Annotated in this window: 12 protein-coding genes; 7 read left to right on the forward strand and 5 right to left on the reverse strand. The window is 52.2% G+C overall.

Annotated elements, in window-relative coordinates:
• Positions 1–31 precede the first annotated feature (31 nt).
• From SK34_RS22130 to nagE, 5 genes are all read left to right on the forward strand, one after another.
• A complete protein-coding gene (locus SK34_RS22130) occupies positions 32–2,455 on the forward strand; it encodes a glycyl radical protein (protein ID WP_048234193.1) in 2,424 nt (807 codons plus the stop codon).
• A 13-nt stretch (positions 2,456–2,468) separates the two neighbouring features.
• The gene (locus tag SK34_RS22135; RefSeq protein ID WP_048234194.1) at positions 2,469–3,383 is read left to right on the forward strand and encodes a glycyl-radical enzyme activating protein; all 915 of its coding nucleotides are present in this window, start codon (positions 2,469–2,471) and stop codon (positions 3,381–3,383) included.
• Between the two features lie 9 nt (positions 3,384–3,392).
• Entirely contained in the window at positions 3,393–4,130 is a 738-nt protein-coding gene (nagB, locus tag SK34_RS22140; protein ID WP_048234195.1) for a glucosamine-6-phosphate deaminase, read from the forward strand.
• A gap of 16 nt (positions 4,131–4,146) precedes the next feature.
• Positions 4,147–5,289 (forward strand): N-acetylglucosamine-6-phosphate deacetylase, encoded by a 1,143-nt coding sequence (gene nagA, locus SK34_RS22145; protein WP_048234196.1) that lies wholly within the window; start codon positions 4,147–4,149, stop codon positions 5,287–5,289.
• Between the two features lie 262 nt (positions 5,290–5,551).
• Positions 5,552–7,564, forward strand: a complete 2,013-nt coding sequence (gene nagE / locus SK34_RS22150) for an N-acetylglucosamine-specific PTS transporter subunit IIBC (RefSeq protein ID WP_048234197.1) — start codon at positions 5,552–5,554, stop codon at positions 7,562–7,564.
• 45 nt (positions 7,565–7,609) lie between these two features.
• Here the strand turns inward: nagE and katG are convergent, their stop codons facing one another.
• The 3 genes from katG to SK34_RS22165 form a co-directional block, all read right to left on the reverse strand.
• Positions 7,610–9,790, reverse strand: coding sequence for a catalase/peroxidase HPI (gene katG, locus SK34_RS22155; protein WP_048234198.1), 2,181 nt, complete (start codon positions 9,788–9,790; stop codon positions 7,610–7,612).
• A gap of 168 nt (positions 9,791–9,958) precedes the next feature.
• Positions 9,959–10,846 (reverse strand): methylenetetrahydrofolate reductase, encoded by an 888-nt coding sequence (gene metF / locus SK34_RS22160; RefSeq protein WP_048234199.1) that lies wholly within the window; start codon positions 10,844–10,846, stop codon positions 9,959–9,961.
• A gap of 157 nt (positions 10,847–11,003) precedes the next feature.
• Complete coding sequence (locus tag SK34_RS22165) at positions 11,004–11,912, reverse strand: LysR family transcriptional regulator (RefSeq protein ID WP_032950723.1); 909 nt, start codon at positions 11,910–11,912, stop codon at positions 11,004–11,006.
• A gap of 89 nt (positions 11,913–12,001) precedes the next feature.
• Here SK34_RS22165 and SK34_RS22170 point away from each other — a divergent pair, with 89 nt between their 5' ends.
• The gene (locus tag SK34_RS22170) at positions 12,002–12,379 is read left to right on the forward strand and encodes a carboxymuconolactone decarboxylase family protein (protein ID WP_003028825.1); all 378 of its coding nucleotides are present in this window, start codon (positions 12,002–12,004) and stop codon (positions 12,377–12,379) included.
• Positions 12,380–12,417: 38 nt separating this feature from the next.
• Here SK34_RS22170 and SK34_RS22175 read toward each other — a convergent pair whose 3' ends face one another.
• Positions 12,418–13,974, reverse strand: a complete 1,557-nt coding sequence (locus SK34_RS22175; RefSeq protein ID WP_048234200.1) for a bifunctional metallophosphatase/5'-nucleotidase — start codon at positions 13,972–13,974, stop codon at positions 12,418–12,420.
• A gap of 133 nt (positions 13,975–14,107) precedes the next feature.
• On the opposite strand from SK34_RS22175, the gene SK34_RS22180 reads away from it, so the two are divergent.
• Complete coding sequence (locus SK34_RS22180) at positions 14,108–15,271, forward strand: hypothetical protein (RefSeq protein WP_048234201.1); 1,164 nt, start codon at positions 14,108–14,110, stop codon at positions 15,269–15,271.
• Here the strand turns inward: SK34_RS22180 and metL are convergent.
• The gene (metL, locus tag SK34_RS22185; RefSeq protein WP_003028820.1) at positions 15,246–17,678 is read right to left on the reverse strand and encodes a bifunctional aspartate kinase/homoserine dehydrogenase II; all 2,433 of its coding nucleotides are present in this window, start codon (positions 17,676–17,678) and stop codon (positions 15,246–15,248) included. The two genes, SK34_RS22180 and metL, sit on opposite strands and share 26 nt — an antisense overlap.
• Between the last annotated feature and the right edge of the window lie 2 nt (positions 17,679–17,680).

Consider the following 17,680-nt stretch of genomic DNA (forward strand, 5'->3'; position numbering starts at 1 on the left):
TACGAAAACCCCTTCCCACATTGAGGTCTTTATGAACGGATTACTCAGTTTTAAACCCACCAACAACGATTGCGATTTTGCCAGGATTGCGAAAAAGCAGGATCAGATGTTCCACCGTACCGCGACGTTATGCCCGGAACGCGCAGAAATCATTACCGAATCGTTTAAACGTTCAGAAGGCAAACCGATCGTTATTCGCCGGGCGTTGGCGCTGGCCGACATTCTGGCAAACATGACCATTTACATTGAGCCGGATATGTTGATCGTCGGCAACCAGGCCAGCGCCAACTTCGCTGCGCCAGTATTTCCGGAGTTCTCTTTCAACTGGGTGATTGATGAACTCGACGAATTTGACAAGCGGTCCGGCGACAGCTTCCAGGTATGTGAAGAAACCAAAGCACGTCTGCGTGTATTGCAAGACTACTGGCAGGGTAAAACCCATCAGGATGAAGTATTAACCAACCTACCGCAAATTAACCGCCTGGCGGAAAAGCAGGGCGTATTGCACCGTGGTGGTATCAGCATGTCCGGTGATGGTCACATCATTCCAAACCATGATTTCGTACTCGAAGTCGGTTACGGCGGCATGCGCGATATCGCCAAACAACATCTGGCAGAAGATCAACACCTGACCGAAGAACAGACCGATTTCTACCAGGCCGTCATCATCACCATGGACGCCGCCCTGAACTACTGCAAACGCTTCTCTTTGCTGGCCAAAGAAGAGGCGGCAAAAACCAGCGATACTAAACGTCGCGACGAGTTGCTGGCAATGAGCGATATGTTCGCCCACTTGATGGAAGGCAAAGCGCAGAGCTTTTGGGAAGCGGTAGAAACAGTCTATCTAACCCATTTACTGATGATGATCGAAAGCAACGGCCACTCGTTCTCCTTTGGCCGTTTTGACCAGTACGTCTGGTCGTTCTACGAAGCGGATATTCACTCAGGAAAAATCAGTAAAGAGAAGGCGCTGGAGATCCTGACCCACTTCTTCATCATGACCAACAGCCTCAACAAAGTACGCCCGTGGGGCCACACTCAGTATAGCGGCGGTTACCCACTTTATTCCAACCTGATGGTCGGAGGCATGAAGCCGGACGGCACTGACGGCACCAACGATCTCTCTTATTTATCGCTGGAAGCGATGGCGTTAACCGGCCTGCCAGAACCAAACTTAAGCGTACGTTTCTCTAAAGATACCCCACATTCACTGATGCAGGATTCGGCAAAACTGATCCGCAAGGGCTTTGGCATGCCGTCCATTTTCTGTGATGAAGTGGTGATCCCTGCAATGATGACGCTTGGTCTGACGGAAGAGGTCGCCCGTGAATATGCCTCAATGGGCTGCGTGGAAACCGCTATTCCTGGCCGTTGGGGCCACCGCGCTACCGGTATGACCTACGTTAACTTCGGCAAAATTCTTGAACTGGTGATGAACAACGGCTGCTGCCCGGCGACCGGCGTGCAGCTGGTAAAAGTGAACGGCAAAGAAGGCCGCGAAATTAACTATGCGTCTTATGATGAAGTGTGGGCTGCGTGGAATCAGTTGCTGGAGTTCTACTCCGACCTGGCGGTGGACTGCGATCTGGTGTGCGATCGTGCACTGAAACATCACGATGCCGACGCTTTCGCTTCCGCGACCATTAACTGCTCTCTGGAGCGCGGTAAAACGCTGAAAAACGGCGGCGCAGAGTACGACTTTGTCAGTTCCTCCAATATCGGGCCTTCGGTAGTTGGTGACAGCCTCGCTGCGGTGAAGAAGTTGGTCTTTGATGACCAGGTGCTAACACTCAAGCAACTGCGTGATGCCATGGACAGCAACTTTGAAGGCATTGAAGGCGCACGCGTACGCAAGCTATGCCGCAACGCGCCGAAGTTTGGCAACGATATCGACTACGTTGATTACATTGTCGCCGACGTGTTCGAGTCCTATCTGAAGCTGCTGCCGAAGTACAAAACCGATCGCTACGGCAAAGGACCGAAAGGCTGCGGTTACACCATGTCCACGTCCAACATCACCTCCTACGTCCCGAACGGCTTTGACGTTGGCGCAACGCCAGATGGTCGCCTGGCGACTCTGCCATTAAACGAAGGTGCATCACCGTGCCTCGGCGCGGATAAAGAAGGGCCAACGGCGGTGATCAACTCCGTGGCGAAGCTGCCAAACCAGAAAATCGCCGGTGGCCAGTTGCTGAACATGAAATTCACGCCGAGCGCACTGGAAGGCGACGATAACCTGGAGAAATTTACCCATTTCATGGAAGCCAGCCGGATGAAGAATATCTTCCACAACCAGTTCAACATCATCGATTCAAATATTCTGCGAGCAGCGAAAGCGCACCCGGAAGATTATCCGAACCTAATGGTGCGCGTGGCGGGTTATTGCGCTTTGTTTTCGACGCTGATGCCGGAAGCGCAGGACGCGATTATCGCCCGTACAGAACTGGCATGGTGAGGAGAACGTTAATATGAGAACAGGCCTGATCTCCCGCATTCAGCATTATTCCACCAAGGATGGCCCTGGAATACGCAGCACCGTCTTTATGCAGCAGTGTAATTTACGCTGTCAGTGGTGTGCGAATCCGGAAACCATCAGGCCTGGTTTCAACGTTTTCTGGTTTAAAGAGCGCTGCCGCCAGTGCGGGACCTGCGTACAAGCGGCGGCAAACAGCGCGATTACCCTCGCACAACCCGGCAACGGGGTGAATATCGACCGGAAAAAGTGCACCAATCTGCTGGATATCGTCGACATGTGCCCCTATGACGGCTACGAGAAAGTCGGCCAAGAGATGACATCTCACCAACTGGCAGACCTGCTGCTGCGCGACAAAGCGTTTTACGATGAAAGCCACGGCGGCGTCACCTTTTCCGGCGGTGAGCCGGCGCTTCAGGCTGAGTTTGTCAGGGAAACCGCCCTGCTGTTGAAGGCGGAAGGGATACATGTCTGCCTGGATACCGCCGGTTATATTCGCTGGGAAAAACTCCGCCCTCTGGTTGAAGCCGTCGATCTTGTTTCCTACGATTTTAAAGTCTTTGATGCAGAAACCCATCTCAGTTGTACAGGTGTTGATAACCGGTTGATCCTGGAGAATGCCAAAGCGATCGCGGCAATGGGCAAGCCGATCCTGGCACGCATGGTGATCGTACCAACACGTAATGATGATCCAGCCGATATCCGTAAACGCCTCGATTTTATCCGCACACTCGGTAGCGCGGTGCAGCAGGTCGATATTCTCGAGTATCACATTTATGGCATCGGTAAATATCAAAAACTAGGCATTCCTTATTTATTAAAAGACATTCCCGCTTGCCAACACGAGATGACGGAACAAATTAAACAATATGCCGAAGAGATTGGCCTGAGGGCCACCATTGGCGGTTAAAGGACGAACATGCTTAATTTTATTATTACCGAAACCTATACAGAAATGAGCATGCTGGCGGCAAAACGCGTTGCCGCGGCATTGATAAATAAACCCGACCTGGTTATGGCTATTCCAACGGGTGGAACGCCAGTAGGCATGCTGGCAGAAATGAGTCGCATGGCGAAAAATGGTGACGCTGACTTTACAAAAACATTCGCCTTCAATATCGATGAATATATTCCGCTACGTAACACAGACCCACAAAGTTATTACTATTTCCTGCAACAACACCTTTATCAGTACGCAAATATCCCCGCCGAAAATACTTTTGTTCCCGATGTTCTGGCCGCCAATTTAACCGCAGAATGCGCCCGCTATGAGCAAACTATCGTTGATCACGGCGACTTTGATATGACCATCCTCGGCATCGGTCACGACGGCCATATCGGTTTTAACGAGCCGCATGCTACTCATAGCCCAGTATGTCATGTCATTAATCTCAACGTGGATACTATCGAAGCCAACGCCCGATTCTTTGCACGACAGGAGGACGTGCCGCAGCAGGCGATTACACTCGGCATGGGAACCATTCTGAGAAGCAAAGAGATAGTCCTGATTGCTAACGGCAAATCAAAATCCTCAGTGATTAAACAGCTTCACGACTGCACCCGCATTGACCCGCAATTTCCAGCGTCGTTTCTGTTAATGCACCCAAATGTGACGGTAATTTGCGATCGCGAGGCGGCATCACAGCTTCATATTTAATTTTCCGGAGGCGCGTATGATTATTCAGAGTGAACGGGTATGGCTTTACGGGAGTTTTTTTCCAGCGCACATTACCGTTGCGAACGGAAAAATTATTGATATTAACGTCGGACTAATCGCCGACGCCGATTATGATTTTGGTCTGCGTCGAATTGTTCCTGGCTTTATTGATATGCACGCACATGGCGGATGGAACTACGACACAAACGAAGATGACGCCGCTGGCCTGCGCCGCTGGCTCTCGCATTTACCGCAGGAAGGCGTCACAGCTTTTTGCCCAACAACGGTCACTGACGATCACCCAATTCTGCTTGCAGCACTACGCAATATTGCTCATGTTATGCACCACCCATCGGCTGGCGCGGAGATCCTCGGTATTCATCTTGAAGGGCCTTTCCTGAATCCTCTGTATCGTGGCGCACAGCCCGAAAAGGCCATTCGTCAGGCCAGCCTTACCGATTTCGCCGCTTACGAACAGGCAGCAGAGGGGCAAATTATCGCTGTCACTCTGGCACCGGAGATGGACCCGGGCCACACTCTAACCCGCTACTGCAAAGAGAAGAACATCATCGTCAGTATGGGGCATTCCGATGCTTCCTTTGAACAGGCACTGGAAGCCACGGGCAACGGCGCAAGCAGCGTCACCCACGTTTACAACGGGATGGCGAAATATGTTAACCGCGAGCCAGGTTTATTGGGGGCCGCCTGGCAACTGGATGGGCTGTATGGCGAATTGATTGCCGATGGTATTTTTGTCAGCCTGGTTTCAGCGGCACATTTATTCCATGCCAAAAATGATGACTATATCATTATGATCAGCGACTCAATGAAAGCCAAAGGTGAAGCACCTGGCCGCTACATGTTTGGCGGAGAGCCGATGATTCTTGGTGAAGACGGTGCCACACGGCGAGAAAACGGCGTACTGGTCGGGAGCACACTTCAATTGAATCGCGGCCTGTATAATATGGTCGAGAGGGCGATGGTTCCCTTTAGCTCTGCGTTAAAATCCTGCACAATTAATCCCGCTCGCCTTCTCGGAATAGACGATCGTAAAGGGAAATTACAGCGCGGATACGACGCCGATATTGTCGTACTGGAAGATAATTACCAGGTCAATACCACTTTCTGTAAAGGAGAAATCACCTGGTCAATTAATTAATTGGTATTATATTTACCTATTTCTATTCAGCGGTTGTTAAATAACGACCGCCAAATTTTATTTATATTTTATAAAGGAAGCTAATTTATTATTTTAATAAAATGAGATACAAACCACATTAATCGCATTTATATTCACTTAAAAATAACGCACAAAATAATAACTATACACCCGCCACATTTACCTCCCATCGCAAACATTATTAACCATTCAGAATATATATTTCTGATCTGATGATTTCTATCTGCTTATAGGGAATGCCATGAATATTTTGGGTTATTTGCAAAAAGTGGGCCGTGCATTAATGGTGCCAGTAGCAACGTTACCAGCGGCCGCTATTTTAATGGGTATCGGATACTGGATCGATCCAACGGGTTGGGGAAGTGCCAACGCGCTGGCCGCCTTATTTATTCAATCTGGCTCCGCTATCATCGACAATATGGGAGTGCTGTTTGCTGTCGGTGTGGCGTATGGAATGTCAAAAGATAAAGATGGTGCTGCGGCGCTGGCGGGGTTTGTCGGCTTTCTTGTATTAACGACCCTCTGTTCACCCGCCGCCGTGGCGATGATCCAGCAAATCCCACTGGAGCAGGTGCCAGCGGCCTTTGCTAAGATTAAAAACCAGTTTATTGGCATCATGGTTGGCGTCATCTCTGCTGAACTGTATAACCGCTTTGGCAGCGTCGAACTGCCAAAAGCTCTTTCGTTCTTCAGCGGACGCCGTCTCGTCCCCATCATCACCTCTTTCGTGATGATTATTGTCGCTTTTATCATGATGTTTATCTGGCCTGTCGTTTTCAGCGGCCTGGTGGGTTTTGGCGAACATATTCAAAAGCTCGGTTCAGTTGGTGCGGGGATCTACGCATTCTTTAATCGATTGCTGATTCCTGTGGGCTTGCACCATGCACTAAATTCTGTGTTTTGGTTTGATGTTGCCGGGATTAACGATATCCCCAATTTTCTCGGCGGCGCACAATCAATTGAAACGGGAAAAGGCATTGTCGGCATCACGGGGCGTTATCAGGCGGGTTTCTTTCCGATCATGATGTTTGGTCTGCCGGGCGCTGCGCTGGCGATTTATCAATGCGCACGTCCTGAGAACAAAGCAAAAGTCATGGGGATCATGATGGCTGGCGCGTTCGCCTCATTTTTCACAGGCATCACTGAGCCGCTGGAATTTTCCTTCATGTTTGTCGCGCCGATGCTGTACGTCATTCACGCGTTGCTATCAGGGATTGCCGTTTTTGTCGCGGCCAGCCTGCACTGGATTGCCGGTTTTGGCTTCAGCGCTGGCCTGGTAGACATGGTGCTTTCTTCACGTAATCCGCTCGCCGTGCAATGGTATTTTCTCATACCTTTGGGACTGGTATTTTTCGTTATCTACTATCTGATGTTTCGTTTCACCATCATCAAATTTGATCTGCTCACCCCTGGGCGCGAGCTGGCCGTTGCCGGGAGTTGTGCCGATGGTCAGGACACCAATATCAGTAGCCCTAAAGATCAAAATGTGAGTGAACTGGCGCGTCAGTACATCGCGGCTATTGGTGGCTCAGAAAACCTGACCGGCATTGACGCCTGTATCACTCGCCTACGGCTGAGTGTCAACGATTCCTCACTAGTCAATGACGCCCTGGCAAAACGATTGGGTGCTACGGGGGTTATCCGTCTGAACCAAACCAGCGTGCAAATCATCGTCGGATTCGTCGCAGAAAAAATCGCCAACGCGATGAAAACTATAGGCTATGTAGAAGCAGCCAGAGCCGTTGCCGCCGCTCCCACTTCGGTTAAACCACAGATGACAAAGCATACTGCCGTCATCACTGAACTGGTCGCTCCGGTAAGCGGTAAGGTCGTCATGCTGGAACACGTGCCGGATGAAGCCTTCGCCAGTAAAGCTGTTGGGGATGGTGTTGCTATACTCCCGACAGGCAGCACGGTTGTTTCACCCGCAGCAGGCACTATCGTAAAAATCTTTAACACTAACCATGCGTTCTGCCTGACAACGAACACGGGCGCGGAGATCATCGTCCATATGGGGCTAGATACTGTTGCGCTTAACGGGCAGGGATTCTGTCGTCTGGTAGAAGAAGGGAGTGATGTTGTCGCAGGCCAACCGATACTGGAAATGGATCTCGATTTCCTGAATGCCAGCGTCCGCTCAATGTTAAGCCCGGTGGTATGCAGCAATATTGAAGATTTTACGGAGATAGAATTCAGGATGCCAGACGGTAACGTCATTGCGGGACAGACCCCGCTCTACATCATCAAGGGATAAATGACAAAATCAGCGACTGCCTTTGGCAGTCGCTGATTTATTGACTTACAGCAGGTCGAAACGATCCAGGTTCATCACTTTCACCCATGCGGCCACGAAATCTCTCACGAACTTCTCGTGGGCATCGCTGCAGGCATAAACTTCAGCCACTGCGCGCAGTACAGAGTTAGAACCAAATACCAGATCGGCGCGGGTTGCGGTGTATTTTACTTCGCCGCTCAGACGGTCACGACCTTCAAACAGTTCTTGTGACTCATCAACCGCCTTCCACTCATGGCGCATATCCAGCAGATTGACGAAGAAGTCAGTGCTGAGTACGCCTGGACGATCGGTAAAGACACCGTGCTGGCTACCATCAAAGTTGGTGCCCAGTACGCGCATACCTCCCACCAGCACGGTCATTTCCGGTGCGGTTAGCGTCAGCTGCTGTGCTTTATCGATCAGCAGCGACTCGGTGGTCGATACGTCAGGACGGGCGCGGTAGTTACGGAAGCCATCGGCGATTGGCTCAAGCAGTTCAAACATCTCAATATCCGTTTGATCCTGGCGCGCATCCACGCGGCCCGGCGCAAAAGGTACCTTAATGCTGACGCCCGCAGCGCTAGCCGCCTGCTCGATACCAACAACCCCGGCCAGCACGATAATATCGGCCAACGAGGCGGTATGGGCAGACTTATAAATCCCTTCCAGCACAGGCAGAACGCGTGCTGCGGTGGCATTCACATCCCAGCCTCGCTGTGGATCCAGCGCCAGACGCGCACCGTTAGCGCCGCCACGTTTATCCCCACCGCGGAAAGTCGATGCCGACGCCCACGCTACCGATACCAGTTCGCCCACGGACAGCCCGGAAGCGGCAATGGTCGCTTTCAGCTTCAGGATATCTTCTTCGCTTGGGTTGAAGAACGCATGCGGCAGCGGGTCTTGCCAAATCAGATCTTCTTTTGGCACTTCCGGCCCGATGTAACGCGCTTTCGGCCCCATATCACGGTGCGTCAGTTTAAACCACGCACGGGCAAACGCTTCGTTGAACGCCTGTGGATCGTTCAGGAAACGGCGGGAGATTTTCTCGAACTCAGGATCGAAACGCAGCGTCAGGTCGGTAACCAGCATTGTTGGCTTGCGTTTTTTCGACGGATCAAACGGATCGGGGATAATCTCCGGTGCGTCAACCGCTTCAAACTGAATAGCGCCTGCCGGACTGCGGGTTTGTACCCACTCGTATTTGAACAGGTTCTCGAAGAAATAGTTGCTCCATTGGGTTGGCGTCTGCGTCCAGACCACTTCCAGACCGGATGTAATGGCATCCGCGCCCGCGCCGCTGCCGTAGCTGCTCGCCCAGCCCAGGCCCTGTGCTTCAATCGGTGCGGATTCAGGATCGGCGCCTACGTGCGAAGCCGGTGCAGCGCCGTGGGTTTTGCCCAACGTATGACCACCGCCAATCAGCGCCACGGTTTCTTCGTCGTTCATACCCATATTACCGAAGGTCGCGCGAATAGCTGCTGCCGCTGAAAGCGGTTCGCCGCTATGGTCCGGCCCTTCCGGGTTCACATAGATAAGGCCCATTTCGGTTGCGCCCAACGGCGCTTTGGCCAGTTCTTCCGGGTGACGGTGAGTCAGCCAGGCTTTTTCATCACCCCAGTTTACGTCGAGATCCGGTTCCCAGACATCTTCACGACCAGCACCAAAGCCGAAGGTGCGGAAGCCGGAGTTTTCCAGCGCCACGTTACCCGCGAGGATAAACAGGTCGGCCCAGGAAATTTTCTGGCCATATTTCTGCTTGATTGGCCACAGCAGACGACGCGCTTTATCCAGGCTGACGTTGTCCGGCCAGGAGTTCAGTGGTGCAAAACGCTGCTGTCCGCGACCCGCGCCACCGCGTCCATCGATGGAGCGATAGGTCCCTGCACCGTGCCATGCCATGCGGATAAACAATCCAGCATAGGTTCCCCAGTCAGCGGGCCACCACGGTTGAGATTCGGACAGAAGGGCTCTGAGATCCCCTTTCAGGGCAGAGTAGTCGAGTTTGCTAAACTCTTTGCGGTAGTCGAAGTCCTCACCCAGCGGGTTAGAACGGTTGGAATGTTGGTTTAAAAGATCAACGCGCAGTTGATTTGGCCACCAGTCGCGGTTGTTCGTTCCTGCTCCCGCGCTCTGGTCGTGACCGCCCTGATGAAAAGGACACTTACCGGCAGTTGATGCGTTTTGGCTATCGTCGGACATGCTCATCTATATGCTCCCTTTACAGTGTTCTGACTACGATATACACCACCAGAGATAAGATATAGTCGAAATAACCCACAGATTCGATAGCTAATTCCTTTTATATTTTACGTTACAGAGATGTAGATCAAAATGATCAACAAAAAGCCCTCCGTAGAGGGCTGGGGCATCTGTTTAGTTCGGTCTTACACCCAGTGTGTGACAAATAGCGTAGCTCATCTCGGCACGATTAAGGGTATAGAAGTGAAAATCTTTCACCCCTTCGCGGCTGAGAATCTTCACCATGTCCATAGCGATATTAGCGCCCACCAGCTTGCGGGTTTCCGCGTCATCATCCAGACCATCAAACATGGTCGACATCCACGCCGGAATGCGGACGTTGGTCATGTCGGCAAATTTTTTCGCCTGCTTAAAGTTGGAGACTGGCAGGATACCCGGAATAATTTCCACGTCGATTCCCGCAGACACACAGCGATCACGAAAGCGCAGATAGCTTTCTACATCGAAGAAGAACTGGGTAATAGCACGGTTCGCACCGGCATCAACCTTACGCTTCAGGTTCAGCAGATCGGCCTGAGCGCTCTTCGCTTCCGGGTGCACTTCCGGGTAAGCCGCAACGGAGATATCAAAGTCTGCAACGTCTTTCAGTAGCGTCACCAGGTCAGAAGCATACATATCCGGTTTACCGCTTCCCAGCGGCAGGTCACCGCGCAGGGCAACAATATGACGAATACCGTTGTTCCAGTAGTCCTGAGCAATAGTCCGCAGCTCATCGCGGGTTGCATCAATACAGGTCAGGTGCGGAGCCGCTTCAAGGCCAGTGCGATCCTTAATGCCTTTAATAATGCTGTGCGTACGGTCGCGCTCACCAGAGTTTGCACCGTAAGTGACTGAAACAAACTTCGGCTTCAGGCTGCTCAGGCGATCGATGGAGTTCCACAGGGTTTGCTCCATTTCACTGGTGCGCGGCGGGAAAAACTCAAATGAAACGTTAATCTGACCGGCAACTTCTGCCAGGCTCTGATTCAGGGCTTCCCGCTGGTTGGCGTGAAAAAAGCTCATACCTTACCTCATCAATCTTTTGTCGTTATATGTTGTGTTGTGAACTGCTATACGTTTAGACGTCTAGATGTAAAAATGACGGAAAAGCATGCTGGCGTCAACACAAAAATCATCGCTAAAGGTGAGGAATACTCAGTCAACGTGAAAAAAATTCACATCAGTCTGAATTGATGAGGGATTGCGCCATGACCGTCTGCAGCCACTCTAATTTCTTTACGTTTTCAGGCAGCATCAGCAGCCCCGTGCTAATACGCAATTCGGTATCGGTAAGCGGCAGGAATATCACCCCCCGACGTTGGATAGCGGAAAAGGAGGCCGGAAGTAGGCTCAGACCTTCACCCTGCGCAATCCGCGCCAACAACACATCATGTTCCAGCGGTTCTTCAATACAGGCAGGAGAGTAACCGGCATGACTAAAAATGTGTCGGGTGTAATCAAAAAAGGCGGGGTTACGTTCACGTTTGAACCAGAACAGTGGTCGGTGGCTCAGCGACATTAACGAGAGCGAAGGCAGCGCTGCCTCTGGCCAGAGCGCGGGTAAGGCGACGATCAACGATTCTTGCCAGCCGAGCGGCGTGACGCTAAGCCCCGAAGTCTCAAGCGGTAACGCCACCAGCGCGGCATCCAGCTTTCCACGACGCACCAGACGCGCGAGTTCAGGCGAACCATGACGGACAATATGTCGCTTCTGCACATGCGTAGTCAGCTGTGACTCAAGCGCCGCAAAAACGCCCTGTTCAAACGCCGTGCTTAACCCTAAGCGCAGAGATGGCTCCCTGATTTGCGTTAATTGACTCAACGCAGCGTAGGTTTTGTCCTGGAGATCAAGCAGCGGGCGCACCATTTCAAGTACGTGCTGGCCGTCCTCCGTCAGCGTTAATCCACGGGTATGACGGACAAACAGCGTGACCCCCAGGCGATCTTCAAGCTGGCGAATGTGGCGGCTCAACGGTGGCTGCGACATAAACAAGCGCTGCGCAGCCCGGCTCATATTGTTCTCTTCCGCTACTACGGAAAAGTAGCGCAGTAGACGAATATCCAGAGAGTGTAATGGCGATGTTGTCATACCGAAAAGGTATCACGGAAACGGTATTATCCAAATCATTCTACGCCCCCTATTCTCTCGCCATACGCCACACCTACGAGGGAAAAATCATGGAATCAGAACGTTTTATTACCGGCCAGAAAATGCTGCAACAGGTAGATGGTAAAGGGGGAGAGGCCGTCGTTGAGAGCCTGAAGGATATCGCGCCGGATTTTGCCCGCTACCTGCTGGAATTTCCGTTTGGCGACATCTATGCACGTCCAGGTCTGGACCTGCGCAGCCGAGAAATTGCCACTGTCGCCGCTTTAACGGCAATGGGCAATGCCGCCCCGCAGTTGAAAGTGCATATTGGCGCGGCATTACACGTTGGTTTAACGCAGGATGAGATCGTTGAAGTGATTATGCAGATGGCCGTATATGCCGGCTTCCCTGCCGCACTCAATGGTTTGTTCGCCGCGAAAGAGGTATTTGCCTCTCACAGAGGCTAAAACAACAGGCCAGCGGATTGTCTGCTGGCCTGAGCTCACTATGGTTTCACATCTGCCACACGCATGCCTTTAAGCTGCTCATCCGTCAGCGTATTTCCCGCCTTGAAATAGTCAACGACAGCATTAGAGACATAGTAACCGCCGGAGGTATTTCGCGCTTTTCCTTCGGTAAATGCCGTAAAACCATCACCGCCGTCTGCCAGGAAGCTATTGGTGGCAATGTGATAAACCGTGGCATCCTCAATCGGTTTACCGTTTAACGTTAGTACGGTGACGCGCTGACCGACTGGTTTACTGCTGTCATACTTCATCTCCAGTCCTTTGGACACCTGCAATACACCGTTGCTTAAACCCGCGCCGTGCTCCATCAGGCTACGCAACTGTTTACCGGTGAGATCCATTGTTGCCAGCTCGTTGGGGAACGGGAAGGTGCTAATGACTGCACCCATCGTGATAGCACCTGCTGGGATTTCATTACGGATACCGCCCGAATTAGTGAGCGCTAACTGAGTATCTTTACCTGCCGCCACCAGCAACGCATCCGCCGCCAGATTGCCCAACGAAGAAGATTCACCGTAAGCACGCGTCAGCTCAACCGGAGAGTTTGCAACCGTCTGTTGTACCACCTTATCAAGCTTTTTATTCCAGCCATCAATGACCTGTTTCGTCTGCGGGTCTGGCTGCCACTCATCAGCATAAATGGTCTTCAGCTCGAAGTTCTTCACGGTAAATTGATGCGGTTTCTGCTGATAATCCAGCACCAGTTTACCCACATCAATACCGCCGCTGTCGGTAGAAAGAATCAGAGTGTTACCGACTTTAATCGGCTCCGGCGTGCCCACATGCGCATGGCCGGTAATCAGGATATCCAGCCCCTTTACCTGACCTGCGGTCTGGATGTCTTTATCCAATGCACGGCGTACATCGGTGCCACCCAGACTGGACTGACGCGCTGGCGTGCCTTCATGGATTAGCGCCACGGTGAGATCCACTTTGCCTTTAAGCTCATCGATATAGCGTTGCAACCACTTCACTTCATCGCGCGCTTCAATACCGACACGTGTCGCAGCGGAAACCGTATCATCAAAAGCAAACACGCCGTGCAGGCCAATCACACCAATCTTCACGCCATCTTTTTCAATAATGGTGTAAGGCTTATCCCAGAACATTTTGCTGCTGTTCTGATAAAAGATATTGCCCTGCACGATGGGAAATTTCGCCTGACTCAGTTGCAGTAGCGTATTGTCCCAACCGTGATCGAATTCATGATTACCCATGGTGACAGCATCAAAATTCATGGTGTTCATGATATCGATAATCGCCTTACCCTTGGTCAGACTGCTGATATACGGCCCGGTAAAATAATCACCCGCATCAAAAAACCAGGTGGCGCTATTTTTCGCTTTCTCCTGCTTCACCATCGTCGTGATATTGGCCCAACCGCCAATGTCACGCGTGCCATTAGCAATCCATGGGACTTTATAAGGTTCAACGTGGGCGTGAAGATCGTTGGTATAGATAATCGTGACATCTTTGGCACTCGCCCAAAGCGGCAACGATACCAGAACACCAACAGCAAGCATTTTTAACTTCATAATCAATCCCTTTCAGTCATATAAAGAATCGCTACGTTACGTTCTGAAAGGTTTTTTTATGTGAGAAAACTCACATCCACTGGTGATAGTCGCGGGTCAAAATCAACGACCATTAAAAATCGTTGGTAATACGATGACGTCACTGTTCACCATCAATTGCTGTAAGTCCTTCGGCTGTAAAAATCTGGGACTGGCGAGCTCACCAGATTACAGCTGGCCCGAGTATCGGTTGGGTTATGCTGCGCTGCATTGCCGGGCATGCGGCAGCTATCCCCCGCTGTTTAATGAGGAACAGTTTGGTGGATGGTTGTCAGCATATTTAACGGATTTTGCCGCCCAAAGCGGTCATTTTTGCCCACGATGTTTTCAGCGGGAAACCATCCTCTATGGGCATAATCCTCAGGGCAGCCAACGCATTCAGTGCCGGAGCTGCAAACAAGTCTGGACACCAAAGCAGCAGCCACTCACCACCATTGTTCCACCAGAACAAATAGCGACGGTTCCCTTAATCGTCCCTTTTCAGGGAGCCTGCACCGACCAGAAACTTTATGTATTACTCAGTTTTGACGCTATTCGCGGCAATATTTTGCATATTTCCAGTAATTTCACGCCCCATCTCGTAGGGGATACATTACGATACCGCTGGCGTAACAACGTTGAACCTACGGTCATTCATGACGATATCGTTGAACGAGTAAGACAGAGGGAAACCCTGTTTTTACGCCGCAGCCAGTTTGATGAAATCCAGTACGGCAGTGCCATGCTCAAACGAAATGCCAACGGCGCAGTTTTACGCCCGGTCATTACCGCGCACGGACATTTCCGCATACTGAGCCATCTCTGGCCTGAGGTAAAAACGCACATTATTGCCCACGAATGTTTTCTGCGCGGCGCGGCGATTACCGCATGGGCGCAGCAATATCGCGATCATCACGCTTCGCTTTGGTTTATTGATGAAGAGATCAATAGCGATAAGTGCACACTGCCCTGGCGATTGCTGGGTAAAACCTGGCAGGGGTGGTGGCAAAACCAGTGGCAAATTTGGCAACAAGGCGACACACGCAAAATGGTGTGTCTGTTAACGGAGGGTCAGGTTGAAAAAGGGGCGTCAATCACACTGGCGGCAGGCCACCATTTTCTCGCCTGGTTACAGCAGCAGTCGGAGTTTCGGGATAGCGCCCGTTACTCGGCTCATTCGGTGTTTCAGACGATAAGGACGCTGGCGGAGCAATACAACACCCTGATCACCCAGCGCCACCCGGCAACGCAAACTACAGCAACTGCGCTAAACGGTTGATGTCAGACTGAATCGCCCCAGCGGTAACGTCACGGCCCGCGCCCGGTCCACGGATCACCAGCGGGTTATCGCGATACCAGCGGCTCTCTATGGCGAATACGTTATCGCACGGCAACAGCGCCGCCAGCGGGTGTTCAGGGCGAACCGCTTCAACACCAACGCGAGCTTTGCCGTTAGCATCAAAACGCGCCACATAGCGCAGCACCAGCCCCATTTCACGCGCCGCTTCCAGACGCTGCACCATCTGCTCGTTCAGCTCATCGCCATTCTCAAAGAAATGGTCAATAGAGCCTTCTTCACAATGCGCAGGCACCAGCGATTCCACGCGAACCTGGTCCGGTTCGATGTCGTAACCCGCTTCACGCGCCAGAATCACCAGCTTACGCATCACATCTTTGCCGGAAAGATCTACGCGCGGATCGGGTTCAGTCAGACCCTGTTGCCATGCCTGATCCACCAGATCGGTGAATGGGACCGTGCCATCAAATTGCAGGAACAACCACGACAACGTGCCGGAGAAGATCCCGCTGATCGACAAAATGGTATCGCCACTATCAATCAGATCGCGCACGGTATGGTTGATCGGCAAACCTGCACCCACGGTGGCGTTATATAACCAGTGGCGACCCGTTTTTTCGAAAGCGTCATGAATCTGGCGGTAATTATTACTGCTGCTCGCCCCGGCCAGTTTGTTGGCGCTGATGACGTGGAAACCATGGCTGGCAAAATCCAGATACTGATCCGCCAGTTGCTCGCTCGCGGTCACATCCAGCACCACTAAATCATCATACGGGTGAGCACGCATCCACAGGAATAGAGACTCTTCATCCTGCTCTACCGCCTCGTCATCAAAGAAAGCTAACGCGCGGCTGGCATCCAGCCCTTCGTAATTCAGCAGGCTACGACGGCTATCAACCACACCCGCCAGCACAAACTCTAATCCGGTACGCGCCGAGAGCGTGCTCTGCTCGCGAGCGAACAGCTCCAGCCAGCGCGACCCAATGTTGCCTTTGCCGAACAACACCAGACCAATGCGTTTTTCAGCACGGAAGATTGACTGATGCAGACCCTGAATCAGGCTCTCCGTTGGCCCAGTACGCAGTACCGCGACCAGGCTGATGCCCTCTTCCGACTGCCAGGTGAATTCAACCGGCTGACCTTTCAACTGTTGCCAGAAACGGTGGCAGTGCAGCGGATTACGGGTGACGCCCGCCCCGACCATCGCCACCAGCGCCAGCCCCTGGCGCAGACGCAGCTCGCCAGGCAGGCCAGCTTCATCCAGAATTTTCAGCGCGCTGTCAGCGACTTCGGAGGTGTAGCAAAATTGCAATAGCTGGCGGTCAGGATGCACGCCCACTGCCAGCGGACGCACCTGGCTACGTTTTAAAACCTGGTCAATCTCTTTATAAGCCAGCTTAAAATCCTGGCCAGTCGGAACCAGAAACTCGATCAGGCAGACGTCATCATGACTGGTCACAATACGCGCCCCGGTACCGGAGGCCAGTACTCGCTCAATACGCGTTGAACCCTGCTCTGGGGTATAGCTACAACGCAACTGGAGATCGATATCGCTACCGGAAACCGGCTGTAAGGTACGGGCATGGAGAACCGGTGCCGCCAGACGCGCCAGCTCGCTGGCTTCATCCAGACGCAGCAGCGGCAGCAAACAGGCGTCTTTTACTTTACGCGGATCCGCACTGTAAACCCCAGCGACATCGCTCCAGATAGTTACTCGGGAAACGCCCGCCAGCGCACCAACCTGCGTCGCCGAGTAGTCAGAACCGTTACGCCCCAGTAGCACTGTTTCACCGGCATTGCTGCGGCTAATAAAGCCGGTAACCACCAGGCGTTTACCCGGATGCTGCGCCAACAGTTGCTGCAGTAATGGGTAAGAAAGACCTTCATCTACCTGCGGCTGGGCACCGCGTTCAGCACGTAAAAAATCGCGCGCATCCAGCCAAGCCGACTCCAGCCCCTGTTGATTAAGGACGGCAGACATCAAACGCGCGGACCATACCTCGCCATGCCCAACAACCTCAGCATAGACGGCATCGTTCACGCCGCTGTCGAGTAACCCGGCCAGACGCTCCAGATCGTGAATAAACGCGCCAATCAGTCCATCCGCCACCTCGGGAGGTAACAAACCGCTGATAAGCTCACTTTGATAGCGACGTAACGCCTGTTGAACCTGATGCGCAGAAAGGCGATCGGTCTGGCTTAATTTCAGCCAGCTAATCAACTGGTTAGTGGTACTGCCTGCGGCTGAAACAACCATCATGTCATCAGGCTGCGAGTAATCCGCCATAATGCCTGCGACACGCAGATAACATTTCACGTCTGCCAGACTACTACCACCAAATTTGTGCAGTTGACGACCCTTCGCCCCTGCCTGCGCAATCACACTCATGT

The sequence above is a fragment of the Citrobacter sp. MGH104 genome, assembly GCF_001034485.1.
Taxonomy (GTDB): Bacteria; Pseudomonadota; Gammaproteobacteria; order Enterobacterales; family Enterobacteriaceae; genus Citrobacter; species Citrobacter freundii.

What these genes read in the sequence shown, in the direction of transcription:
- SK34_RS22130 (WP_048234193.1), top strand. Translation starts at nt 32, where the DNA reads ATGAACGGATTACTCAGTTTTAAACCCACCAACAACGATTGCGATTTT.
- SK34_RS22135 (WP_048234194.1), top strand. Translation starts at nt 2,469, where the DNA reads ATGAGAACAGGCCTGATCTCCCGCATTCAGCATTATTCCACCAAGGAT.
- nagB (WP_048234195.1), top strand. Translation starts at nt 3,393, where the DNA reads ATGCTTAATTTTATTATTACCGAAACCTATACAGAAATGAGCATGCTG.
- nagA (WP_048234196.1), top strand. Translation starts at nt 4,147, where the DNA reads ATGATTATTCAGAGTGAACGGGTATGGCTTTACGGGAGTTTTTTTCCA.
- nagE (WP_048234197.1), top strand. Translation starts at nt 5,552, where the DNA reads ATGAATATTTTGGGTTATTTGCAAAAAGTGGGCCGTGCATTAATGGTG.
- katG (WP_048234198.1), bottom strand. Translation starts at nt 9,790, where the DNA reads ATGAGCATGTCCGACGATAGCCAAAACGCATCAACTGCCGGTAAGTGT.
- metF (WP_048234199.1), bottom strand. Translation starts at nt 10,846, where the DNA reads ATGAGCTTTTTTCACGCCAACCAGCGGGAAGCCCTGAATCAGAGCCTG.
- SK34_RS22165 (WP_032950723.1), bottom strand. Translation starts at nt 11,912, where the DNA reads ATGACAACATCGCCATTACACTCTCTGGATATTCGTCTACTGCGCTAC.
- SK34_RS22170 (WP_003028825.1), top strand. Translation starts at nt 12,002, where the DNA reads ATGGAATCAGAACGTTTTATTACCGGCCAGAAAATGCTGCAACAGGTA.
- SK34_RS22175 (WP_048234200.1), bottom strand. Translation starts at nt 13,974, where the DNA reads ATGAAGTTAAAAATGCTTGCTGTTGGTGTTCTGGTATCGTTGCCGCTT.
- SK34_RS22180 (WP_048234201.1), top strand. Translation starts at nt 14,108, where the DNA reads ATGACGTCACTGTTCACCATCAATTGCTGTAAGTCCTTCGGCTGTAAA.
- metL (WP_003028820.1), bottom strand. Translation starts at nt 17,678, where the DNA reads ATGAGTGTGATTGCGCAGGCAGGGGCGAAGGGTCGTCAACTGCACAAA.